Source organism: Kitasatospora sp. CB01950 (assembly GCF_001905465.1).
Lineage (GTDB): Bacteria > Actinomycetota > Actinomycetes > Streptomycetales > Streptomycetaceae > Kitasatospora.
Window position 1 is genome coordinate 41,929 of sequence record NZ_LISX01000020.1, and the last position, 20,958, is coordinate 62,886.

The following is a 20,958-nucleotide window of genomic DNA, read 5'->3' on the forward strand; positions in this document are numbered from 1 at the left end:
GGCGAAACATGGGCTGGTGGCAGGTCGGCGCCGACACGCTCGCCGGCAGCCGGTTCGTCGTCTCCCCGCTGGCGGAGACCCTCGCCGCACTGAAACTGCTGCACCGGGCCGTCGGCGGAAACCCGGCCGAACGCCGCTGGCTCGACGTCCATCTGCCCGCGTACCGGTGGCAGTTGGCGGCGGACCCGGTGACCGCCCCACTGGTGCGCACCGCGATCGGCGGGTCGTGGAACGCCACCTTCGTCACGCCCACGCCCACGCCCAGGTCCGCGCCGGCCGCACCGGTCGCGGAGGCCGAGTTCGCCGAGGAGCTGGCGCACATCCGCAGCACGTCGGCCCGGACGGCGCGGGAGGACCTGGCGGAGGCCTGCGGCGGGCCGCTGCCGGACGTGCTGCGCCGCGACGACCTGCCCGCCCGGACGGCCGACCTGCTGGAGTGGACCTGGACGACGGCGGTGCTCCCGTCCTGGCCGCAGCGCCGGCGTACCGTCGAGGCCGACATCGTCGCCCGCACGGCGCAGCTGGGCCGGGGCGGGTGGGCCGCGGCGCTGGCCGACCTGCGGCCCGGGATGCGCTGGCTCGGCGGGAGCCGCCTGCAGATCAGCGCGCACGACCACCCGCCGAGGGAACTCGCCGGTGCGCAGCTGATGTTCGTCCCCGTGACGCCCCGGCAGAGCTGGGTCTGCTGGGACACCTCGGCCGTCCGGGCCGGCCGGTACGCGGTGGTGTACCCGTGCTCGGGCGTGCTGGCCGAGGCCGGCCGGGCGCGCGCCCCCGAGGCGCTGGGCCGGCTGCTCGGCCCGGCCCGGGCGGACGTGCTGGCGCTGCTCGGCGCCCCGAAGACCACCACCCAGCTGGTGGCGCTGACCGGGCAGGGCCTGGGCTCGGTGGGCCGGCACCTGAAGGTGCTGTTCGACGCCCGGCTGGTGCAGCGCCGCCGCACCGGACGGTCGGTGCTGTACTTCCGTACCGAGGCGGGCGAGGTCCTGCTGCGGGCGCAGTCCGAGAAGGATTGACGGGGCGTCAATCCGGCCGTCGGGTGGCGGATGTGACGCGCGGGGCGGGTGGTTCGCGGTCAACCTGAGTTGCCGCGAGGTCATCCGGATGGCAAACAGCGCGGAGTCGATCCCAATCCTTCCGGGGGCAATGTTCACCTGATCGGGTGCACCGTGCGCCGTGGGGGCGGTGCGGGGAGTGGCGAAGATCTACTGTTCGGGAGGCGGTGGGCGGCACGGTGACGCCGGTGACCCGAAGTCCCTCCGATCCCCTCGGCCATCCCCCTTGACTCTTTTCCAAGACCCCAACACACCCACGGATCTGACGAGTCGTCATGTCCGTGCGAGACGAAGGAGAGCCCGGCCCAATGTCCGTGGACAGCAGCCCGGAGACTCAGCAGGCGCAGCGCCAGCAGACCAGCCTCACCACCGCCGCCGCGCGCAACCTGGCGACCACCACCAAGTCCGCGCCGCAGATGCAGGAGATCACCTCCCGCTGGCTGCTGCGGATGCTGCCCTGGGTGCAGACCTCCGGCGGTACCTACCGGGTCAACCGGCGCCTGACCTACACGGTCGGCGACGGCCGGATCGAGTTCATCCAGACCGGCGGCGACGTCCGCGTCATCCCCCGGGAGCTCGGTGAACTCGCCCTGCTGCGCGGCTTCGAGGACGACGACGTGCTGTCCGCGATCGCCGACCGGTGCGTGCAGCGCGAGTTCCGGGCCGGGGAGACCCTGGCCGAGCGCGGCACCCCGTCCGACAAGATCCACCTGATCGCGCACGGCAAGATCAACCAGATCTCCAGCGGCAAGTACGGCGACGACGCGGTGATCGGCGTCCTCGGCGACGGCGACCGCTTCGGCGAGAACGCCCTGCTGGACGCCGACGCCAGCTGGGACTACACCGCCACCGCCAAGACCGCCGGCACCCTGCTCACCCTCAGCCGGGCCGACTTCCAGGCGGTGCTCGCCCAGTCCGAGAGCCTCCAGGCCCACATCCGGGATTTCGCCAGCCTGCCGCTGCAGCGTCAGAACGAGCTCGGCGAGGCCGAGATCGCGATGTCCGCGGGCCACGAGGGCGAGTTCCAGCTGCCCACCGCGTTCGTCGACTACGAGCTCAAGCCGCGCGAGTACGAGCTGTCCATCGCGCAGACCGTGCTGCGCGTCCACTCCCGGGTGGCGGACCTGTACAACCACCCGATGAACCAGATCGAGCAGCAGCTCAAGCTCACCGTCGAGGCGCTCCGCGAGCGCCAGGAGCACGAGCTGATCAACAACCGCGAGTTCGGTCTGCTCTCCAACTGCGCCTTCGACCAGCGGATCCAGACCCACTCCGGCCCCGCCACCCCCGACGACCTGGACGAGCTGCTCAGCCGCCGCCGCGACTCCGAGTTCTTCCTCGCGCACCCCAAGACCATCGCCGCGCTCGGCCGTGAGTTCAACTCGCGCGGCCTGTACCCCGACACGGTCGACATTCAGGGTCACAAGGTGCCGGCCTGGCGCGGCGTCCCGATCCTGCCCTGCAACAAGATCCCGATCACCCCGGAGAACACCAGTTCCATCCTGGTCCTGCGCACCGGCGAGGACAACCAGGGTGTCGTCGGCCTCCACCAGACCGGCATCCCCGACGAGTTCCAGCCCAGCCTGTCGGTGCGCTTCATGGGCATCGACGAGAAGGCCGTCATCAACTACCTGGTCACCGCGTACTACTCCGCGGCCATCATGGTGCCGGACGCGCTCGGCGTGCTCGAGAACGTGGAGATCGCCGTCCGCTGAGGCCAGGGGCCGGGAGCTGTTACGAAGAAGACCACGGTGGACCGCCGGAGGCCGTAACCAAACGGCGGTCCACCCAGTTGAGGGTGCGTCGGATTGATCATGCTGTTCCGTTTCTGCGGCGGAACGGCACCGGTCCTCCGGTGCACCCTCGACTGCGCTCCGGCACGACGCGGAGCCAGTTCGCTCGTCCACAGCCACAGTCCACAGCCACAGGAAGGTTGGACCACGCCCATGCAGCGGAACGACCGGCCGCCCGCGAGCAGCGGGAATGCGGCGGAGACCTTACCCACCCGCAGCCCTGCCCGCAGCCCAGCCTGCAGCCCAGCCCGCAGCCCCACCCGCGGCCGAGGCCGCGCCGTCCGGGCGGCCGGGGCGCTCGCCGGGGTCGTCGTGGTGTGCGCGGTGCTCACCGGGGCCGCCCAGACCACCGCCCGGACGGACACCACGGCGGGGGAGGGGGAGGACGGGCGGTGGCTGGAGATCTGCGTCCACGTGCACACCTCCGTCGACGCCGCCGGGGCCCACGTGGAGGTGGACGCCGAGGCCGGGGCGGACGTCCAACTCCCGCTGCGCCCGCAGTCGATCGGGCCGGGGGCGCTCGCACCGCAGGGGGACAAGGGGGGCCACGGGGGCGGCCACGGCGGGGGAGACGACCACGGCGATCACGGCGACCATGACGGGCACGGCGGCGGGCACCACTGCCACCCGCGGCCGACGCCGACTCCGACGCCCACCCCCAAGCCCTCGCCAACTCCCAAGCCGAGCCCGACAGTCGAGCCGACTCCGACCCCGAGTCCGACGCCGACCCCCGCTCCGGCACCCACGCCGAAGCCGCAGCCCGCGCCCACCCGCAGCGTCGCGCCGATCGCGCCCGCGCCGCCCACCCCGGCACCGTCGACGCCCGCCCCGAGCCCCGCACCGAGTCGGCCCGCGCCGCAGGCGTCCGTCCACCTGCCGCCCCCGCTGCTGCACGCCACGGCGCCCAAGCGCCAAGGCAGTTCGACCACCACCCGGATGCTGGTGGTCACCGTCCCCGCCGTCATCGCCGCGGCCGCGCTGCGTCCGAGCGGGAAGTCCAGGGCCGCCGCCGGTCGGCGCGGCCGTTCCTGACGCATCGTCAAGTCACGTTTCATTCAGCCGAGTTGTTGATCCGAACAGCAGGAGAGGACCTGTCATGTCCGAATGGGTGGCGCTCGCCATCGTGATGGCCGGGGCGTGCCTGGTCGTCGTCGCGGTCGTGCTGCTGAGGCACCGCAAGGCCGATTTCCACGAGGACACCTCGGAGACGCCCGACGTCATCGAGTACATCACCATGATGATCGGCGTCGTGTACGCGATCGTGCTGGGCCTGGCGATCGCCGGCGTCTGGGAGTCCCGGTCGTCCGCGCAGGACGACGTGCAGCGCGAGGCGCAGGCCCTGCACGAGGTCAGTGCCCGCGCCGAGGTGTTCCCCGCCGACTACCGGGCGACGGTGGCCAAGGACGTAGACACCTACGTCTCGTTCGTGGTGGACACCGAATGGCACCACATGCGCACCCACGGGGAACTCTCCCCCGAGGGCACCGACCTGCTCGCCAAGCTGCGCACCGACGTCGCGTCCCGCACGCCGCAGAACGACATCGAGGCGCAGGCGTACCAGGCGATGATGGACCGGATCGCCACCGCCGACGAGGCCCGCAACTCCCGTGGCGGCAACACCGGTCCGACCATGCCCGGGGTGGTGTGGTTCGGGCTGATCATCGGCGCGGTGGTCACCATCGGGATGCTGTTCGCGCTCCAGATCCGGCGCTCCGGGCGGGAGTTGGTGCTGGCCGGCACGTTCAGCGCGCTGATCGGCTTCCTGCTGTTCCTGATCTGGGACTTCGACGACCCGTTCGGGCGCGGCATGTCGGTCACCACGCAGCCGTTCCTGGACCTGTTCCCGATCCTCAACCAGTAGTCCGAGCGGCGTAGATGGGGAACATCTGCCCGCCCCGGGACGGTTCGCGCATTACGCTGGGCCCGGCCGCCCCCGACGGGACGGGGGCCCGGGACCGGGCGGCCGACGGGGAGACCGCGCATCGTGCCGCCACCGGCGACGCGGGCGCGGCGGCACGACGCGCAACGGGGAGACACGGCATGGGGGCGCAGGACATCGAGGGGCGGCACGGCGGCGCATCGCACGCCGCGGCGCCCGGTACGGGGACCGGTTCGGGGGCGGGTCCGGGGGCGGGCTCGGTAGGCGGGAGCAGGTACGCGCGGGTCGAGCGGGAGCGGCGCTTCCTGCTCGCCCGGGTCCCCGCGCCCGGTGCGGTCACCTGCGCCCGGCTGATCACCGACCGGTACGTGGACGGCACCCGGCTGCGGCTGCGCCACGTCGAACGGATCGACACCGGGGAGTGCGCCCACAAACTGACCCAGAAGACCCCGGCGCCACCCGGCACCACCGGCGCCGTGCAGGGCCTGATCACCAACATGTACCTGTCCGGCGAGGAGTACTCGCTGCTGCTGGACGCGTTGCCGGGGCGGGAGTTGACCAAGACCCGGCTGAGCGTCCCGCCGCTGGGCATCGACGTCTTCGACGGCCGGCTGCTCGGACTGGTGCTGGCGGAGGCCGAGTTCGAGACCACGGAGGACGCAGAGACGTTCGTGCCTCCGGCGGGCTGCCTGGCCGAGGTCACCGACGACCCGCGCTTCACGGGCGGTTCGCTGGCCCATGCCGAACGCTCCCAGGTGCGCGGCTGGCTGGCGGACTACGGACTGGAACTCGCCTGAAGGCACCCCGGGGCGGAGTGAACTTCCGTCTCCGGGTGCCGAATTGGCGGATACTCGGGCTCTTTCCTCGTTGTGCGAATCAGTTTTTCGTGCCCTCGTCGAGGGGTCAGTACGGTCGGATTCATGGAGTGGAACTTTCAATCGGCCGAACAGCTCCTCGCCGCTCTGCGCGCGGGTGAGGTGACGTCGGCGGAACTGACCGACGCGGCGATCGCCGCCATCGAGCGGGACGACAAGCCGATCAACGCGATCTGCCTGCCGGACTTCGACCGGGCGCGGGCCGCCGCACGCAGCGCCGACGAGGCCCGCGCCCGTCGTGAGGACAGGCCGCTGCTCGGCGTCCCGGTGACGGTCAAGGAGTGCTTCGACGTCGCCGGGCTGCCCACGAGCTGGGGCATGCCCCCGTACCGGGACTTCCGGCCGGCCGAGGACGCGCTCCAAGTGGCGCGGCTCAAGGGCGCGGGCGCGGTGGTGCTCGGCAAGACCAACGTGCCCCTGGGGCTGCAGGACATCCAGACCTTCAACGAGATCCACGGCACCACCAACAACCCGTGGGACCGCGGCCGCACCTCCGGCGGGTCCTCCGGCGGCTCGGCGGCGGCGCTGGCGTCCGGCTTCGGCGCACTGTCCATCGGCTCCGACCTCGCCGGTTCGCTGCGCACCCCCGCGCACTTCTGCGGGATCTACGCGCACAAGCCGAGCCTCGGACTGGCGCCGAGCCGCGGCATGGTCCCGCCGCCCGGGCCGGCCCTGCCGACCGAGCACGACCTCGCCGTCGTCGGCCCGATGGCGCGCACCGCCCGCGACCTGTCGCTGCTGCTCGACGTGATGGCCGAACCGGACCCGCTGACCCGCGGCGTGGCGTACCGGGTGACGCTGCCGCCCGCCCGCCACGAGCGAACGGCCGACTTCCGGGTCCTGGTCGTCGAGGACCACCCGTTCATCCCGACCGGCGCCGCCGTCCGGGCGGGCCTGAACCGGGTGGCCGACACCCTCGACCGCGCCGGCGCCCGGGTCGACCGGCACAGCCCGCTGCTGCCCGACCTCGCCGACGCCGCGGGGATCTACCTGCAACTGCTGTTCTCCGGCTCCACCGCGCACTTCCCGATCGAGACGCTCGAACAGCTGCGGGCCCGCGCCGCCCGGCTGAGCCCGGACGACCGGAGCCTGGACGCGGCGCGGCTGCGCGGCATGGTGATGGGCCACGGCGACTGGATGGCGGTGAACGCCCGTCGCGAACTCCACCGGCAGGGCTGGCGGCAGCTGTTCGCCGAGTACGACGTCGTGGTGTGCCCGATCACGCCGACGCCCGCGTTCCCGCACGACCACCACCCCGACCCGCTGCGGCGGGTGCTCGACATCGACGGCACCGGGTACCCGTACTTCGACCAGCTGGTCTGGGCAGGCCTGGCGACCATGCCCGGCCTGCCCGCCACCGCCGTGCCGACCGGGCCGTCGCCCGAGGGCCTGCCGGTGGGCGTGCAGCTGATCGGCCCGATGCTCGAGGACCGCACCCCGCTGCGGCTGGCCGAGCTGCTCGAAGCGGAGATGGGCGGCTTCCGGGCGCCGAAGTGAGCCCCGTGAGCCCCCGGCGGGCGTGAAGCGGAATCCGGTGTTCCCGGCGGCCGGGAATGTACAGGAAAACTGTACATTCGGTCGCCGGGAACCTAGGCTGACCCCATGAGTGAAGACCGGGAGGCCACGCCGTCCGCCGTGCAGGCCTCGCAGCAGGTGCGATCGGTGATCGGCCGACTGCGCCGTCGCATCCGGGCCGCCGCCGGAACGGGCGACCTGACGCTCACCCAGGCGTCCGCGATGGGACGGCTGCTGGACAGCGACGGCCAGGGCCTGACCACCAGCGACCTCGCCGTCGCCGAAGGCATGCGCCACCAGTCGATGGCCACCACCATCGCCGCCCTCACCGCGCAGGGCCTGGTCGAACGCCGCCGCGACCCCGACGACGGCCGCCGGATGCTGATCGTCCTCACCGACGAGGGCCGCCGCCGCGCCGAGGACGGGCGGCGGGCGCGCGGCGAATGGCTGGCCGCCGAACTCCAGGCCAAGTGCACCGAGGCGGAACGGCAGACCGTGATCGCGGCGATGGCCGTCCTGGAGCGGCTCGGGCACGACTGACGGCGCCGACTCCTCCGGGTCCGAGGGGGCCGATTCCGGCGGATCCCGCCGCACGCGCACGCCCGAACCGACCCCCGGGGGACCGCCCATGACCAGCCGCAGCACCGCCGAGCGGGGCGAGGCCGCCGCACAGGCGCCGGCCCTCGACCGGCGACTCGTCCCGCCGATGGTGCTGGGATCCGTCCTCAACCCGATCAACTCCACGATCATCGCCGTCGCGCTCGTCCCGATCGGCGCCGCGCTCGGGGCCTCGCCCGCGCAGACCGCCTGGCTGGTGTCCGCGCTGTACCTGGCCACCGCGCTCGGACAGCCCGTGGTCGGCCGACTGATCGACCTGTTCGGGCCGCGCCGGCTGTTCCTGTCCGCGACCACCCTGGTCGGCGTGGCCGGCGTCGTCGGCGCCCTCGCCCCCAACCTCGGGGTGCTGATCGCCTCCCGGGTCGTCCTCGGCTTCGGCACCTGCGCCGGCTACCCCGCCGCGATGGCCCTGCTGCGCGCCGAGTCCCGCCGCACCGGACAGGACAGCCCCGCCGGCATCCTCACCCTGCTCGCCGTCGCCAACCAGACCGTCGCCGTGATCGGCCCGCTGCTCGGCGGCCTGCTCACCAGCCTCGGCGGCTGGCGCGCCACCTTCGCCCTGAACGTCCCGCTGTCCGTCCTCGCCGTCGTCCTCGGCGCGCTCCGCCTGCCCCGCACGGAACCCGCCGACCCCGCGCGACGCCGCGGCGCACTGGTGCAGCGCATCGACCTGCCCGGCATGGCGCTGTTCGCCGTCCTGCTGCTGACACTGCTGCTGTTCCTGATGAACCCGCACCCCGACCGCTGGTACCTGCCGGTGACCGCCGTCGCCGCCGCGGCCGCCTTCACCGTCCGGGAACGCCGCGCCGCCGAACCGTTCATCGACCTCAAGGTGCTCGGCGGCAACGCCCCGCTGCTGCTCACCTACGCCCGCGCGCTCGCCGCGTACATCGGCGCGTACGCCTTCCTGTACGGCTTCGCCCAGTGGACCGAGGAAGGCTTCGGCCTGACACCCCTGCAGGCCGGACTCGTCCAGGCCCCCACCTTCCTGGTCGGCATCGGCGTCTCCGTCCTCGCCGGCCGCCGCGGCGGCATCCGCGCCACCCTGCTGATCGGCGGCATCGGCCAGGTCGCCGCCTGCGCGCTGATGCTCCTCCTCGGCGTGCACAGCCCGCTGTGGGCGCTGCTGCTGCTCGCCGTCGTCTTCGGCATCCCACAGGGCGCCAACGGACTCGCCCTGCAGAACGCCGTCTTCCGGCAGACCGACCCCGCCCGCACCGGCTCCTCCGCCGGCCTACTGCGCACCTTCGCCTACCTCGGCTCGATGGTCGCCGCCGCCGCGACCGCCGCCGCGTACGGCACGCACGCCGGCACGGCCGGGATGCACCGGCTGGCGCTGGTGATGCTGGCCGCCGCCGCGGTGTTCCTGCTGCTCACCGTCTTCGATCGCAACCTGCGCAAGCTGTCGGTCGGTTGACGCTCCTCCCGGGGCGGCGGCCCGCAGCGGGGTGCGGAGGCGGGCGCTGGGCGAGGACGCCGGGCGGGGCGTCGTCGGGTACGTGGCCCCCGTCGGGGAGCAGGAGGAGAGGGTCGAACGGGTTCGGGGTCCGCCGCGCTGCGACGACCGCTGCGCGGAGATCCGGGCCGGTGACGTTGCTGCGCCGCGGGCCCGGGCGTGCTCATGCGCCGCGGCGGCCCGCAGGGCTCACTCGGTGCGGTCGCGGAGCCCGCCGGACATGGCGAGGCCGTCCATGTAGTCGCGGGCGTGGACGATCAGGCCGTCGCGGACCCGGATCACCAGCAGCCCCGCGACGGCGAACTCGCCGTCCACACCCTCGATTTCGCCGCGCACGGTCTGCTCGACGACGAGCACCTCCGGGTCGGTGGAGTGGTGCAGGCCGGTCGCCTCGATCTCCGTCGGCCGGGCGGGAGTCGCCGACCACGCGGCCCCGTAGCCCGCTCGGATCGCGTCCTGCCCCTCGTAGCGTGCCGGAAAGCCCGGGGAACGGAACGGGAACTCGTGGACGGCGTCCGGCGCGTAGAGATCGGCGAGCGCATCGGCGTCCATGGCGAGCATGGCCCGGCGGAAGCGGGCCAGGACGTCGAGCAGCGGCGAATCGGTCATGGTGGTGCCCCCCTGAGGCGTGGTGCGTGGTGGATTCTTCGCACCCTACGCCGATCTGACGATCTGTCATGCGAAAAGCTGACAGGTCCTGTTCGGCGGGTGTGGGTCAGCGACCCCAGCGGCGCCGGTACTCCGCCCGCTGGGTCGGCACGTCCGGGACGAGGGCGAGCGCCTCGGCGGCGCGACCCGCCCGCGCCGGCGCAACCACCGCGCCGGACACCGCCGGCAGCCACCCGGTGCGGGCGAACGGCTCCAGCACCGCCCACGCCCGCCCCGGTTCGCCCGCCGCACACAGCTGCTGCGCCGCGGCCCGTGCACAGAACCAGTCCGGGCGCTCGTGGGCAGCCTGTACGACCAACTCCAGCTCACCGCGCTGCAACAGCGCATCCACCAGGCGCGGCAGGACGCCGCCCAGGTGCCGTTCCTGCCAGTCGAGATCGCCGATGTTCACCCGGGGCAGTGTAGGGAGCGGGGCCATCGGGGCCCTGCCAGCCTCGGTGTCATGGTGGCGCGCGCGCCTCCTGCGACGGATACACGCACCTGTGGTCGGCGACGCTCCGCCGGGAAGGCAAGGCGTGGCCCGCGACGGCCCCCACCGCTTCGGTCGTCGCCCAGCTGCTGGACGACCCGCGGCCGGGGCCGGACGATCCCACGCCGGGGGACGGGATGCTCGCCCACCTGTACGCGGTCGCCGCCGTCGGCGACCTCGGCGGACGGGAGGAGGAGGTCCGCGCCTGCGTCGAGCACCGTGCAGCCGAGCTGCGGGCCCGGACCGCCAGCTACCTGGCAGCCGACGCCGACGGCCGGGCCCGGCGGTGAAGCGACGGCACCGGGCTGGGCGAACTCGTCCTCGACCGGGCGGCGTTGGCGTGCCACGACCTACAGCCTGCCCTCCTGCGGCGCGCACTGCCGCACCTCGCGTCGGACCGGGCCCGCCGGCGGAGCTGCGCCGCCGCAGCGGTCGGGGCGCTGGGCCGCCGCCCCTCGGCGTCGGGCCGACGCGCGGTGCTGGTGGAGAAGTTGACGGCACTGGCCCGGGCCGCCGAATCGCGGTACGACCTGGCGACGGTCGTCCTCGCCGGCGGCGACCTCGGCGGGGACACGCGCCCCTGGCTCACCGCGTCGCACTCGGGCGTTCGGGCCTGCGCGACGGGAGAGGTGCGACGGTCGAGCGCGTTCTTCGAGCCGTTCGGCGACATGGCTCCGCCGCTCCAGCTCCAGTTCCGGCCGTACCCGGACCGGTCCGCCCGACCGTAGCGACACGCCCGGAGCCGCCGAGCCGTCGGGCGGTCGCGAAACCGATTGGCTGCCGGTGCGGCGGGTGGGACAGGATGGGCCGGTGGAGATGCTGCCCAGGGTGATGCCGGAGATCGCGGCGGAGAATGGATTCCGGCTGCGCCGCTGGGAGTTGACGGACCGGGAGCTGCTGCGGGAGGTCTCCGTCGACCCGTACATTCCGCTGATCACCACCGTGCCCGCGCCCTACTCGGACGCGGAGGCGGACGCGTTCGTGCGGCGGCAGTGGATGCGCACCGAGATCGGGACGGGCTACCCGTTCGTCATCGAGGCGCCCGACGGGCGGGCCGTCGGCAACGTCGGGCTGTGGGTCGGCGAACTGCCGCTGCGCGGCTTCGCCACCGCCGGCTACTGGGTGGCGGCCGGCGCGCGGGGCCGGGGCGTCGCGCTCGCCGGGCTGAACGCCGTCACGGCGTGGGCGCTCGGCGAACTGGCGCTTCCACGCGTCGAGTTGTTCGTGGAGCCGTGGAACGCCGGCTCGCTGCGCACCGCCGAGAAGGCCGGCTACCGTCGCGAGACGCTGGTGCCCGCATACCAGGAGGTCGCCGGCGAACCGCGCGACATGTGGCGCTTCGCGCTGCCGTGACGGCGGGCGGAAAACCGGGTGATCAACGGGAGGGGGGTGTCCTACCATCCGCGCATGACCAGTAATGCCCTGCCCGCCATCACCCTCGCGCCGATCGACGTGGACGACGCCGAGTTGCTGCACGCCTGGTGGAACGAGCCGTCGGTGGCCTACGAGTGGGGGAACTGGCCGACGCCGCTGTCGGCGATGCGCGAGCGGATCGAGCGCGACATCGAGGACACCAACCAGGACAACTTCCTCGTCCTGCGGGAGGACGGCACCCCGGTGGGCGCGGTGTTCCTGGGCGATCAGAGCATGGCCGACGGCACCGCCCGCATCCGGTTCCTCGTCGACCCGGAGCACCGCGGCCGCGGCTACGCGCGGGCCGCCGTCGATGCCGCGGTCGACTTCGCGTTCGGCGAACTCCCGCTGTACCGCCTGGATGCGGACCCGCACACCACCAACGCCCCGGCGCTCGCCGCGCTCGCCGGGGCCGGCTTCACGCACGAGGGCGTCAAGCGCTCCGCGTGCATCCACCGGGGGCGGCGGCTCGATCTCGCGGTGCTCTCCCTGCTCCGCCCGGAGTGGGAGGCCATGGAACGGCCGCGCTCCTGGGACCGCTGACCCGCCTCAGGGCGCGGGCGGCCAGCTGAGGCCGCGGACGAAGTGGGCGCACACGGCCAGCACGGCGAGTCCGGCCGTGATGCCGCCGAAGGTCATGACCGCGGCGGGCGAGGTGAGGTCCACGACGCCTCCGCCGACCAGCGCGCCGAGCGAGATCGTCGCCTGGAACGAGGCCGTGAACAGCACCGAAGCCGCCTCGGGCGCGTCCGGCGCCGCCTTGGCGAACCAGGTCTGCGAGGAGACGGGGACGGCGCCGTAGGCGACACCCCAGACGAACAGCAGCGCCAGCGCGCCGGCCGGCGAGTGGCCCAGGACCGGCAGGAGGAGCGCGGCAGCGCCGAGCAGGGCGGCCGCCGCACCGAAGCCGGCCCGCGGGCGGCGGGCGATCAGCGCGCTGCCGAGGAAGTTGCCGAGGACGCCCGCCACTCCGTAGAGCAGCAGGAATGCGGTGATCGCCCTCGGACCCACCCGCGTCACCTGTTCGAGGAACGGGGTCACGTAGGTGTAGGCCCCGAAGTGGGCCAGTACGACGAGGAAGGTCAGCAGCAGGGCGAAGCGGACGTTCAGCCGGCTGCACAGTCCGCCCAGCACGCTCAGACGGGTGACCTCGGTCGGCGGCAGCGGCGGCACGGCCAGCAGGAGGAGGACGAACACGCCGAGCGCCAGCGCGCCCATGACGGCGAACGCCGTCCGCCAGCCCGCCGCACTGCCGATGAACGTTCCGACGGGAACCCCGAGCACGGACCCCAGCGGGACGGCGCAGAAGATCACCGAGACGGCCCGTCCGACCGCGTGCACAGGCACCAGCCGCCCGGCGAGACCGGCCCCGATCGACCAGAAGCCGCCGATCGTCACGCCCACCATCGCGCGCGACACCAGCACCAGCCAGAAGACCGGCGCCACCGCAGCCAGGCCGTTCGCCAGCGCCAGCAGCGCCATGAACGCGCACAGCATCGCCCGGCGGTCGAAGCGCGCGGTGGCCGCGGTGACCAGCGGCGCCGAGACCGCCGCGAGGACCCCGGGCATCGTCATCATCAGCCCCGCCATCCCGTCGGAGACGGCGAAGTCGGCGCCGACCGTGGTGAGCAGGCCGATCGGCAGGATCTCGGTCGTGACGATCGAGAAGATCCCCAGCATGACCGCCCACACCGGCAGCCACTGCCGCGCGGGAGATCGGGCCGGGCGGCGGTCGGCCGCGCCGGGGTGCGAGGCAGTGGTGGTCGAGGTCATGAAGTCCGTCCTGTGCCGGGCCTGGTGAGGTCCGGCCAGTTCAGCAGGACCGGTGGACGGGGGCTGGCAGCTTTCCGACATCACCGTCACGAGGGGTATGCCGCAACTGCGTTCGATCGGGGCGGAGTTGACGGGCCTTCAGCGTGCGCCGTCGTACCCGAGGAGCTCCCGCTCGGGTGCCAGCAGCCATTCCCAGACACGGATCTCGACGGCCTGCCGTACCTCGCTGCGCCGACTCACGGTGAGCGCGTGGAGGAAGTCGCGGCAGTGGAGGAGGACATCGGGGTCGGCCTCGGGCGAGTCGAGGGCCGGGCGGAGGACGTCCCAGTAGGGCACGGACGAAACGGTCGTCGTCGAGAGGCAGGGTCAGCCGGTGGTCAGGTGCCACCGGATCTCCCCGTCGTGCCACTGGTCGGTGGCGGTGAGGCCGGCGGCGGTGGCGACGGCTGCGGACGCCCGGTGGTCGGGGTCGATGTGGGCGACGACCGTGTGCACCGGGAGCTGCCGAAGCCAGTCGACGAGGCCGCGGGCCGCCTCGGTGGCGATGCCGCGGCCCTGCCAGGGGGTGCCCACCACCCAGGAGATCTCGGCGGTGGCCCCGCGGTCGTCGGCGGTGACCGTCGCCTGCACGGTGCCCACCAGGCAGGCGTCGTCGCGGAGCCGGATCACCCAGTTGCACCAGGACTCGGCGGGGTCGGGGGAGCCGGCCGACCAGCGTTCGTAGCGGGCGCGGAGGGCGTCGGCGGTGTCGGGGGCGCCGCCGATGAAGGCGTGCAGCGCGGGATCGGACAGCACGGCGGCCATCTCGTCGGCGTGCGAGACCTGCAGGGGCAGCAGGATCAGCCGCTCGGTGGGGATGGGCTCGGGTCGGACCGCGGTCATGCTGTCTCCTGGGTCGAGAGGGCGCTGCGCACTCCGCGACCAGCTCGGTTCGGGTGCACGCCACTGTCTCGGACAGTGCGTCGGCCGTTCAACCGAATTGATCGGGTGCGACGTTCACGACGGCGGACGTGCTCGACCTGGCCGTGCTGCCCCGGACGCCCGACCCGAGGCCGACGCCCGGCCCAGTCGCGAGCGCAAACCCTTCCGGCGAACGTCACGGCCGGTCCGAAACCCCTTGGACGGCACGGGGACCGGCTTGCTGCAATGGGAGCCGGTCGGTCGCTGTCGGAGTCGAAGGGATGCGCCGATGACCGAGATCAGCCTGCACCTGTCGGTGCGCGGCCTCACCGAGGCGGACCTGCCGTCCTGCGGCTGGGCGGGCTCCCCCAAGCACGTGCGCGAGCTCCTCCACCAGATCCGCCGCGCCGAGGCGGGCGAGATCGACTACCTGGCGGTGTGCACGCCGGTCGGGCACCCGGTGGCGGTCGGCGGCATCGACTACACCGTCAAGCCCGGCGCCGGCACGCTCTGGCAGCTCGGCGTCCATCCGGCCCTGCAGTCCTGCGGGATCGGCACCCTGCTGATCCGCTCCGCCGAGCAGCGGATCCGCGTCCGCGGCCTGACCCGCGCCGAACTCGGCGTCGAGGAGAACAACCCGCGCGCCCGCGCCCTCTACGAACGCCTGGGCTACCGCGCCTTCGGCTGCGAACTCGACTCCTGGGACGTGGAGGCCGAGGACGGCTCCCTCCAACGGTACGAGACGATGTGCACGCTGATGCACAAGGAGCTGACGTGACACCGGACTTCGCGGCATTCGTCGCCGAGGCGACGGCCGACCCGGTGCCGCCCTGCTGGACGTCTACGCCAACTCGCGCCACCGCTCGGTCGAGAACCACCGTGACGGCAACCCGCTCGCCGGCCACCTCGACCTGATGAGCGCGTGGGCGGCGTCGACGGCGGCGCGGTGCGGGGGCGCAGCGCGTGTTGGCCGGGGTGGAGGGTGGCGGGGTGCGTACCGTGGGGGCGGTGAGCGAGGTGACGCCGATGTCGGAGCAGGTGCCGGTGGCGGGGGAGCGGGTGGACGACATCGCGGCGCAGCTGCATGCGCTGGCGGCCGCGCGGGACAGGCTGCAGGGGTTGCTGTCGGCGGTGCTGGCGATCGGCGGCGACCTGGACCTGCCGGTGGTGCTGCACCGGATCGTGACGACGGCGATGGAACTGGCCGGGGCGCGGTACGGCGCGCTCGGGATCCTGGCGCCGTCGGGGGACCGGCTGCAGGAGTTCGTCACGGCGGGGCTGTCGCAGGAGGAACGGGCGGCGCTGGCGGGGATCGACTTTCCGAGCGGGCGCGGGGTGTTGGGGCATCTGATCCGGCATCCGGAGCCGCTGCGGGTGGCGGACATCGGCGCGCACCCGTCGTCGGTGGGGTTCCCGCCGGGCCATCCGTCGATGCGGACGCTGCTGGGCGTGGCGATCACCGTCCGGGGCGAGATCTACGGCGACCTGTACCTGTCGGAGCGCCGCGACGGGCGGCCGTTCGACCAGGCGGACGAGGAGGTGGTGCGGGCGCTCGCGGGCGCGGCCGGCATCGCGATCGAGAACGCCCGGCTGTTCGGCTACATGCGGGACAGCGCCGCGCAGTTCCAGCGGCTGCTGCTGCCGACGCTGCCCGACCTGGCGCCGTTCGAAGGGGCCGCCGTGTATCGGACCGCCGCCGAGCCGGCGGGCGTCGGCGGCGACTGGTACGACGCCGTCATCCTCCCGGACCGGGCGTGCGCCGCCGTCATCGGCGACGTGGTCGGCCACGATCTGCACGCGGCGGCCGCGATGGCGCAGGCTCGGAACATGCTGCGCGCGCTGCTGTACGACCGTCGCAGCCCGCCCAGTTCGGTGCTGACCCAACTCGACCGCACCGTGGAGGACATCACCGACCTGCCGGTCACCACCGCGTGCCTGGCCCGGATCGAGCCCGCCGCCGGCCCGGGCTGGACGATGCACTGGAGCACCGCCGGGCACCCGCCGCCGCTGGTCCTCGGCCCGGACGGGCGGACCTGGTACCTGGAGGGCGAGCCCGGCATCCCGATCGGCGTCGACCCCGCCGTGCCCCGGCCCGACCACACCGATCCGCTGCCGAGCGGCGCCACCGTGGTGTTCTTCACCGACGGCCTGGTCGAACGCCCCGACCGGGACATCGACGACGGCCTCGACGCGCTCGCCCGGCTCACCGCCGCGCACGCCGACCGGCCGCTCGACGAACTGGTGCGCATCCTCGCCGACCGGCACCCCGGCGACGGCCACGACGACATGGCGGTGCTGGCCATCCGGACACCGAGCCGTAGCTGACCCGCACCCCGCGCTGCCGGACGGGCGGTGGGCGACGGGCGACGGGCGGTGCCGGACGCGCGGTGGGGCGCGGGTAGCGTGCGTCGGTATGCAGAAGGAACTTGTGGAGCAGGCGCTCCGGGCCGAGGCCGAGGCGCTCGGGGCAGCGATCGCCGGCCTGCCGGACGGGGAGTGGGCGCGGGCCACCCGGTGCGAGCCGTGGACGGCGGTGGAACTGCTGTCGCACGTGCGGGTCGCGGTCGGACGGGTGGAGGCGATGCTGGCCGCGCCCGAACCCGAGCGGGCCGAGGTCGACGCCGTCGGGTACTACCGTCCCGACGAGCGGTTCGACGCCGCCGCCAACAGCGCACGGATCGCGCTCGCCAGGGACACGGCCGGCGAAGGCGCCGATCCCGTCGGCGAGTTCGGGCGGACCTGGCGGGAGGTCGCGGCCCGGTTCGGGGCGGAGGCCGGGACGCGGGTGGTGCGCACCCGGCACGGCGACCCCATGCTGCTCACCGAGTTCATGATCACCCGGGTGGTGGAGCTCGCCGTGCACGCGCTCGACCTGGCCGATGCGCTCGGTCGGCCGGCCTGGCTGACGGACCAGGCCTCCGACGTGCTGGAAGCCCTGCTGCTGACGGAGGCCGACGGTGCGTCGGTGCGGGCGGCGCTCGGCTGGGACCGGGCGACGCTGCTGCGCAAGGCGACCGGGCGGGCCGAACTGGACGAGGCCGAGCAGACCGAGGTGAAGCGCGCCGGGATCACCTGGCTGACGCTCGGCTGAGATGCGGGAGGCACAGCCTCCCGGGGCGGGTGTCGACGCCGCCCCGGGAGGCCGTGACGTTACGCCCCGAGGGGCTCCGAGTGCGGCCACCGGGCGAGGGCCGGCACTTCGGCGGCGGAGACGGACGGCGGCGTGGCGGGACGGTGGAGGGTGAACTCGAAGCCCCGGTGCGCCTTGGTGCCCAGGCCCGGCGGCAGCAGCACCAGGCCGTGGGCGAGCATCCGCCGCACCCGGGGCCGGCTGAGGCCGAGCCCGAGCATCAGCAGCCGCTCCACCCGGACCGGCGCGGGCAGGTCGAAGACGACCCGTATCCGCAGCGGCGCGACGGAGTCGAGCGCGTACAGCGGCGTGCGGACGTCCAACTCCCAGGTGCCGTCCCAGTCCAGGCGGTAGTTGTTCCTGGCGGCGAGCGAGGCGCTGATGGTCAGTTCCCGCACCGCGGCCGGGTCGTTGTTCTCGTACGACACCAGGCGGGACGGCTCCAGCGTGGAGACGTGCACGCGTTCGTGGACGGGCACCTTCGAGGTGCGGTCGCAGTTGACACAGCTCAACAGCAGCCACACGTCGAGGAGTTTGCCACTCGCGTTGACCCGGATCTTCCCCGAAGGGCGGTGCCGGGTGCCGGGGCAGTCCGGGCACGGACGGACGACGGCGGGCAGGGCGGACTGGCGCACGGCCCACAGGGCCTTGCGATCGGTATGCATGAAGGTCGATTTGCTTTCAGGACTCGGCAGGGGCGCTCAGCGGCCGGCGCGCAGGCCGGACCGGGCCCCCGCGGTTCGGCGGGTGCACACGAGGGCGCGAATCATCGCCCCGGGGCCCGGCAGAGGGCGGCGAGGGCGGTCGCGCGACAGAGCTGCTGATACTGCGTGGCATCCACTAAAAGTCCATGCGGCGATGGTGATCGATGCTCCGGACGACGGCAACTCAATTTCCGTGGCGGGGAAGGCCGTTCGAGCCCGCGCAATATGCTGAGCGGATGATCGCATCGAGCAGCCCGGTCGAGCTGGTGATCTTCGACTGCGACGGCGTCCTGGTGGACAGCGAGCGGATCGCGGTACGCGTGCAGCGGGAGGTCGGCGCCCGACTCGGATGGCCGCTCAGCGAGGCCGAGGTCGTCCGGCACTTCATCGGGCGGTCGCACGCCGCCGGCTGGCAGGTGGTCGCCGAACGGCTGGGCGCGGAGGCCGCCGCCGAGTGGGAGCAGCGGTTCGAGCAGCGCCACCGGGAGCTCGTCGACGCGGAACTGGCCCCGGTGGACGGCATCGTGGAGGCACTGGCCGGGCTCGGACTGCAGTCCTGCGTGGCCTCCAGCGGCAGCCACGCCAAGATGCGGCACACGCTCGGCCGGACCGGCCTGTACGAGCACTTCGAGGGACGGATCCACAGCGCGAGCGAGGTCGCCCGGGGGAAGCCCGCGCCCGACCTGTTCCTGCACGCCGCACAGCGGATGGGCTACCCGCCCGAGGCGTGCGCCGTCGTGGAGGACAGCGGGCCCGGCACCCGGGCCGCGCGGGCCGCGGGCATGCGGTGCTTCGGCTACACCGGCGGGCCGACCGGGGTGGAGGCGCTCGCCGGGGACGGTACTGTCCTGTTCTCCGACATGCGGGAGTTGCCCGCGCTGGTGCACGGAATATGACGGACCGTCAATTCCGAGGAAGGTGATCACTCGATGGCGCAGGCAGTACTTCCCGAAGGGTGGACCGCGCGGGCGCTCGAGCCGGCGACCGATCTGTACGCGGTCCAGCAGCTGGTCAACGCATGCGAACGCGCCCTCGGCGGCACCGCGGTGAGCGACAGCGGCGCGATCGCGACCGTCCTCGCCCGGCCCGGGCTCGATCCCGTCACCGACACCCTGCTGGTGCACGCGCCCGACGGCGAACTCGCGGCCTGGGCCTGGACGGACCGGCGCACCGACGCCGACGTGCACCCCGCACACCGCGGGCGCGGGATCGGCACCGCGATGCTGCGATGGATCGAGGAACGCGCCCGCGAACGCGGCACTGCCGAACTCGCCCAGATCGTCCCGGACCGCGACACCGCCGCCACCGCGCTGCTCCGCGCCCGCGGCTTCCGCGCCGACGCGACCAGCTGGCTGCTCGCCATCGACCTCGACGACCTGCCCCACGCGCTGCCGCCGGCGCCCGAGGGCATCACGGTACGGCCCTTCCGCGCGGGCGACGCCGCCGACGAGCGGGCCGCGCACCGGCTCGTCGAGGACGCGTTCGACGAATGGCAGCAGCGCCGCAAGGACTTCGACGAATGGGCCGCCCACACCGTGCGCCGCGACAGCTTCGCCGCCGAACGCTCACCCCTCGCCTTCGCCGACGGCCACCTCGTGGGCGCGGCCCTGTCCCTCGGCCTTCCCGCCACCGGCGAGGGCTACGTGGAGAACGTCGCCGTCCACGCCGCCCACCGCCACCGCGGCATCGCCCGCCACCTGCTCCGCCACACCTTCCACGCCTGCCGCGACGCGGGCCTGCGCAGCTGCACACTGTGGACGCACTCGGCGACCGGGGCGCTGGACCTGTACCTGAAGGCGGGGATGACGGTTCGTCACAGTTCGACGGTGCTGAAGAAGACGCTTCAGTAGCCGAGCACGGCGGGCTGACGGACCGGTCGGCGGTCGGCCGTCGGCGTTCGGTGTTCGGCGTCTCAGCGGTCGAGGAGCGCGAGCAGGCGGGCGGCCTGGCGGGCGGCGGTGCCCGGCGGGTTGCGGGCCTCGGTGGCCGGGTCGGTGGTGAGGAAGACCAGCCAGAGGAGGGCGAACAGGCGGCGGCACTGGAGAAGACGGGCGTCGTCGGCGGGGGAGAGGGTGAAACGGGCGAGGAAGGCCGGGGCGTCGAGGTCGGTGTCGACCCAGGTGGAGATGTGCTCGACCAGCTCGGCGAGTTCGTAGGGGCGGTCGCTGCGTCCGGAGTCCTCGAAGTCGACCAGCCGTACCTCGGCGCCGTCCCAGAGGAAGTTGGCGAGGTTGCCGTCCGCCTGTCCGAGCACCGGCACCGCCACCGCGCTGCCCGCCAACAGCTCGGGCTCCGCGTCCGCCAGCCAGCGCAGGCCGGCGGTGAGCGCCGGGGCCGAGGCGTGCCGGGTGCGGTGTCGGATCGCGGCCACCGAAGCGGCGACGTCCCAGCGTCGTGCGGGGAGTCGGGCGGCGACGTCGGACGGGACGGCGTGCAGGAGGCGGTCGGTGGCGTGGGCCAGGGCGTCGAGGTGCGTGGGGGTGAGGTCGGTGCCGCGCAGGGGTACGCCGGGGAGTCTGGTCATGGTGACGGTGTGGGCGGCGAGTGAGAGGGGGCGCGGGGCGAGGCCGGGGGCGTGCTGGTCGAGGAGGGTGAGGGCCCGCCACTCGCGGGACGGATCGCCGTCCGCGTCCGGGCGGAAGTGCTTGCGGACGGTGGTGGGGAGGAGCTCGACGCCGTGGGTGGTCCATCGGGTGGTCATGGCGTCAG

General features: G+C 73.6%; 24 protein-coding genes. 17 read left to right on the top strand and 7 right to left on the bottom strand.

What is annotated here, in order from left to right; all coding sequences use genetic code 11:
- The first annotated feature begins 8 nt into the window (after positions 1-8).
- From AMK19_RS31850 to AMK19_RS31890, 8 genes are all read left to right on the top strand, one after another.
- Positions 9-1,016: a winged helix-turn-helix domain-containing protein gene (locus AMK19_RS31850; protein ID WP_073818647.1), complete on the top strand. Its 1,008-nt coding sequence runs from the start codon at positions 9-11 to the stop codon at positions 1,014-1,016.
- A gap of 347 nt (positions 1,017-1,363) precedes the next feature.
- Positions 1,364-2,770, top strand: a complete 1,407-nt coding sequence (locus tag AMK19_RS31855) for a family 2B encapsulin nanocompartment shell protein (protein ID WP_073818649.1) — start codon at positions 1,364-1,366, stop codon at positions 2,768-2,770.
- A gap of 402 nt (positions 2,771-3,172) precedes the next feature.
- Complete coding sequence (locus AMK19_RS38350; protein WP_143200511.1) at positions 3,173-3,880, top strand: hypothetical protein; 708 nt, start codon at positions 3,173-3,175, stop codon at positions 3,878-3,880.
- 64 nt (positions 3,881-3,944) lie between these two features.
- Positions 3,945-4,709 carry a bestrophin-like domain gene (locus tag AMK19_RS31870; protein ID WP_073818653.1) on the top strand — a complete coding sequence of 255 codons (765 nt, stop codon included), beginning with the start codon at positions 3,945-3,947 and terminating at the stop codon, positions 4,707-4,709.
- Positions 4,710-4,888: 179 nt separating this feature from the next.
- Positions 4,889-5,524 carry a hypothetical protein gene (locus AMK19_RS31875; protein WP_241844688.1) on the top strand — a complete coding sequence of 212 codons (636 nt, stop codon included), beginning with the start codon at positions 4,889-4,891 and terminating at the stop codon, positions 5,522-5,524.
- 123 nt (positions 5,525-5,647) lie between these two features.
- Positions 5,648-7,099 (top strand): amidase, encoded by a 1,452-nt coding sequence (locus AMK19_RS31880; protein WP_073818655.1) that lies wholly within the window; start codon positions 5,648-5,650, stop codon positions 7,097-7,099.
- Positions 7,100-7,204: 105 nt separating this feature from the next.
- Positions 7,205-7,657, top strand: coding sequence for a MarR family transcriptional regulator (locus AMK19_RS31885; protein WP_073818657.1), 453 nt, complete (start codon positions 7,205-7,207; stop codon positions 7,655-7,657).
- Between the two features lie 88 nt (positions 7,658-7,745).
- Entirely contained in the window at positions 7,746-9,152 is a 1,407-nt protein-coding gene (locus tag AMK19_RS31890) for an MFS transporter (RefSeq protein WP_073818659.1), read from the top strand.
- A 228-nt stretch (positions 9,153-9,380) separates the two neighbouring features.
- Here AMK19_RS31890 and AMK19_RS31895 read toward each other — a convergent pair whose 3' ends face one another.
- Complete coding sequence (locus AMK19_RS31895) at positions 9,381-9,800, bottom strand: nuclear transport factor 2 family protein (RefSeq protein WP_073818661.1); 420 nt, start codon at positions 9,798-9,800, stop codon at positions 9,381-9,383.
- 106 nt (positions 9,801-9,906) lie between these two features.
- Positions 9,907-10,251 carry a hypothetical protein gene (locus AMK19_RS31900; RefSeq protein WP_073818663.1) on the bottom strand — a complete coding sequence of 115 codons (345 nt, stop codon included), beginning with the start codon at positions 10,249-10,251 and terminating at the stop codon, positions 9,907-9,909.
- A 215-nt stretch (positions 10,252-10,466) separates the two neighbouring features.
- Here AMK19_RS31900 and AMK19_RS36275 point away from each other — a divergent pair, with 215 nt between their 5' ends.
- The 4 genes from AMK19_RS36275 (at position 10,467) to AMK19_RS31915 (ending at position 12,285) form a co-directional block, all read left to right on the top strand.
- Positions 10,467-10,619, top strand: coding sequence for a hypothetical protein (locus AMK19_RS36275; RefSeq protein ID WP_158071972.1), 153 nt, complete (start codon positions 10,467-10,469; stop codon positions 10,617-10,619).
- 192 nt (positions 10,620-10,811) lie between these two features.
- On the top strand, positions 10,812-11,057 hold the full coding sequence (locus AMK19_RS35660) for a hypothetical protein (protein ID WP_143200512.1): 246 nt from the start codon (positions 10,812-10,814) through the stop codon (positions 11,055-11,057).
- An 88-nt stretch (positions 11,058-11,145) separates the two neighbouring features.
- Positions 11,146-11,682, top strand: a complete 537-nt coding sequence (locus AMK19_RS31910; protein WP_241844692.1) for a GNAT family N-acetyltransferase — start codon at positions 11,146-11,148, stop codon at positions 11,680-11,682.
- A 54-nt stretch (positions 11,683-11,736) separates the two neighbouring features.
- Complete coding sequence (locus AMK19_RS31915) at positions 11,737-12,285, top strand: GNAT family N-acetyltransferase (RefSeq protein ID WP_073818667.1); 549 nt, start codon at positions 11,737-11,739, stop codon at positions 12,283-12,285.
- Positions 12,286-12,291: 6 nt separating this feature from the next.
- Here AMK19_RS31915 and AMK19_RS31920 read toward each other — a convergent pair whose 3' ends face one another.
- The 3 genes from AMK19_RS31920 to AMK19_RS31930 form a co-directional block, all read right to left on the bottom strand.
- A complete protein-coding gene (locus tag AMK19_RS31920) occupies positions 12,292-13,515 on the bottom strand; it encodes an MFS transporter (protein ID WP_073818669.1) in 1,224 nt (407 codons plus the stop codon).
- A 138-nt stretch (positions 13,516-13,653) separates the two neighbouring features.
- Complete coding sequence (locus AMK19_RS31925; RefSeq protein ID WP_073818671.1) at positions 13,654-13,851, bottom strand: hypothetical protein; 198 nt, start codon at positions 13,849-13,851, stop codon at positions 13,654-13,656.
- Between the two features lie 30 nt (positions 13,852-13,881).
- Positions 13,882-14,397: a GNAT family N-acetyltransferase gene (locus tag AMK19_RS31930; RefSeq protein WP_073818673.1), complete on the bottom strand. Its 516-nt coding sequence runs from the start codon at positions 14,395-14,397 to the stop codon at positions 13,882-13,884.
- A 307-nt stretch (positions 14,398-14,704) separates the two neighbouring features.
- On the opposite strand from AMK19_RS31930, the gene AMK19_RS31935 reads away from it, so the two are divergent.
- From AMK19_RS31935 to AMK19_RS31945, 3 genes are all read left to right on the top strand, one after another.
- Entirely contained in the window at positions 14,705-15,193 is a 489-nt protein-coding gene (locus AMK19_RS31935; RefSeq protein ID WP_073818675.1) for a GNAT family N-acetyltransferase, read from the top strand.
- Between the two features lie 248 nt (positions 15,194-15,441).
- Entirely contained in the window at positions 15,442-16,740 is a 1,299-nt protein-coding gene (locus AMK19_RS31940) for a PP2C family protein-serine/threonine phosphatase (RefSeq protein WP_073818677.1), read from the top strand.
- Between the two features lie 88 nt (positions 16,741-16,828).
- Entirely contained in the window at positions 16,829-17,506 is a 678-nt protein-coding gene (locus AMK19_RS31945; protein WP_073818680.1) for a maleylpyruvate isomerase N-terminal domain-containing protein, read from the top strand.
- Between the two features lie 59 nt (positions 17,507-17,565).
- Here the strand turns inward: AMK19_RS31945 and AMK19_RS31950 are convergent, their stop codons facing one another.
- Entirely contained in the window at positions 17,566-18,210 is a 645-nt protein-coding gene (locus AMK19_RS31950; protein WP_073818682.1) for a DUF1062 domain-containing protein, read from the bottom strand.
- Positions 18,211-18,485: 275 nt separating this feature from the next.
- Here AMK19_RS31950 and AMK19_RS31955 point away from each other — a divergent pair, with 275 nt between their 5' ends.
- Positions 18,486-19,145 (top strand): HAD family hydrolase, encoded by a 660-nt coding sequence (locus AMK19_RS31955; RefSeq protein ID WP_073818684.1) that lies wholly within the window; start codon positions 18,486-18,488, stop codon positions 19,143-19,145.
- Positions 19,146-19,178: 33 nt separating this feature from the next.
- A complete protein-coding gene (locus AMK19_RS31960; protein ID WP_073818686.1) occupies positions 19,179-20,099 on the top strand; it encodes a GNAT family N-acetyltransferase in 921 nt (306 codons plus the stop codon).
- Positions 20,100-20,161: 62 nt separating this feature from the next.
- Here the strand turns inward: AMK19_RS31960 and AMK19_RS31965 are convergent, their stop codons facing one another.
- Positions 20,162-20,950, bottom strand: coding sequence for a phosphotransferase family protein (locus AMK19_RS31965; protein WP_073818689.1), 789 nt, complete (start codon positions 20,948-20,950; stop codon positions 20,162-20,164).
- Between the last annotated feature and the right edge of the window lie 8 nt (positions 20,951-20,958).

Bases quoted from the DNA above. Each gene is read 5' to 3' on its own strand.
- AMK19_RS31955 (WP_073818684.1), top strand. From the start codon at position 18,486: ATGATCGCATCGAGCAGCCCGGTCGAGCTGGTGATCTTCGACTGCGAC.
- AMK19_RS31880 (WP_073818655.1), top strand. From the start codon at position 5,648: ATGGAGTGGAACTTTCAATCGGCCGAACAGCTCCTCGCCGCTCTGCGC.
- AMK19_RS31960 (WP_073818686.1), top strand. From the start codon at position 19,179: ATGGCGCAGGCAGTACTTCCCGAAGGGTGGACCGCGCGGGCGCTCGAG.
- AMK19_RS31915 (WP_073818667.1), top strand. From the start codon at position 11,737: ATGACCAGTAATGCCCTGCCCGCCATCACCCTCGCGCCGATCGACGTG.
- AMK19_RS31950 (WP_073818682.1), bottom strand. From the start codon at position 18,210: ATGCATACCGATCGCAAGGCCCTGTGGGCCGTGCGCCAGTCCGCCCTG.
- AMK19_RS31920 (WP_073818669.1), bottom strand. From the start codon at position 13,515: ATGACCTCGACCACCACTGCCTCGCACCCCGGCGCGGCCGACCGCCGC.
- AMK19_RS31890 (WP_073818659.1), top strand. From the start codon at position 7,746: ATGACCAGCCGCAGCACCGCCGAGCGGGGCGAGGCCGCCGCACAGGCG.
- AMK19_RS31855 (WP_073818649.1), top strand. From the start codon at position 1,364: ATGTCCGTGGACAGCAGCCCGGAGACTCAGCAGGCGCAGCGCCAGCAG.
- AMK19_RS31930 (WP_073818673.1), bottom strand. From the start codon at position 14,397: ATGACCGCGGTCCGACCCGAGCCCATCCCCACCGAGCGGCTGATCCTG.
- AMK19_RS31875 (WP_241844688.1), top strand. From the start codon at position 4,889: ATGGGGGCGCAGGACATCGAGGGGCGGCACGGCGGCGCATCGCACGCC.
- AMK19_RS31850 (WP_073818647.1), top strand. From the start codon at position 9: ATGGGCTGGTGGCAGGTCGGCGCCGACACGCTCGCCGGCAGCCGGTTC.
- AMK19_RS31945 (WP_073818680.1), top strand. From the start codon at position 16,829: ATGCAGAAGGAACTTGTGGAGCAGGCGCTCCGGGCCGAGGCCGAGGCG.
- AMK19_RS31870 (WP_073818653.1), top strand. From the start codon at position 3,945: ATGTCCGAATGGGTGGCGCTCGCCATCGTGATGGCCGGGGCGTGCCTG.
- AMK19_RS31895 (WP_073818661.1), bottom strand. From the start codon at position 9,800: ATGACCGATTCGCCGCTGCTCGACGTCCTGGCCCGCTTCCGCCGGGCC.
- AMK19_RS31935 (WP_073818675.1), top strand. From the start codon at position 14,705: ATGACCGAGATCAGCCTGCACCTGTCGGTGCGCGGCCTCACCGAGGCG.
- AMK19_RS31965 (WP_073818689.1), bottom strand. From the start codon at position 20,950: ATGACCACCCGATGGACCACCCACGGCGTCGAGCTCCTCCCCACCACC.
- AMK19_RS36275 (WP_158071972.1), top strand. From the start codon at position 10,467: ATGCTCGCCCACCTGTACGCGGTCGCCGCCGTCGGCGACCTCGGCGGA.
- AMK19_RS31885 (WP_073818657.1), top strand. From the start codon at position 7,205: ATGAGTGAAGACCGGGAGGCCACGCCGTCCGCCGTGCAGGCCTCGCAG.
- AMK19_RS31940 (WP_073818677.1), top strand. From the start codon at position 15,442: ATGTCGGAGCAGGTGCCGGTGGCGGGGGAGCGGGTGGACGACATCGCG.
- AMK19_RS31910 (WP_241844692.1), top strand. From the start codon at position 11,146: ATGCTGCCCAGGGTGATGCCGGAGATCGCGGCGGAGAATGGATTCCGG.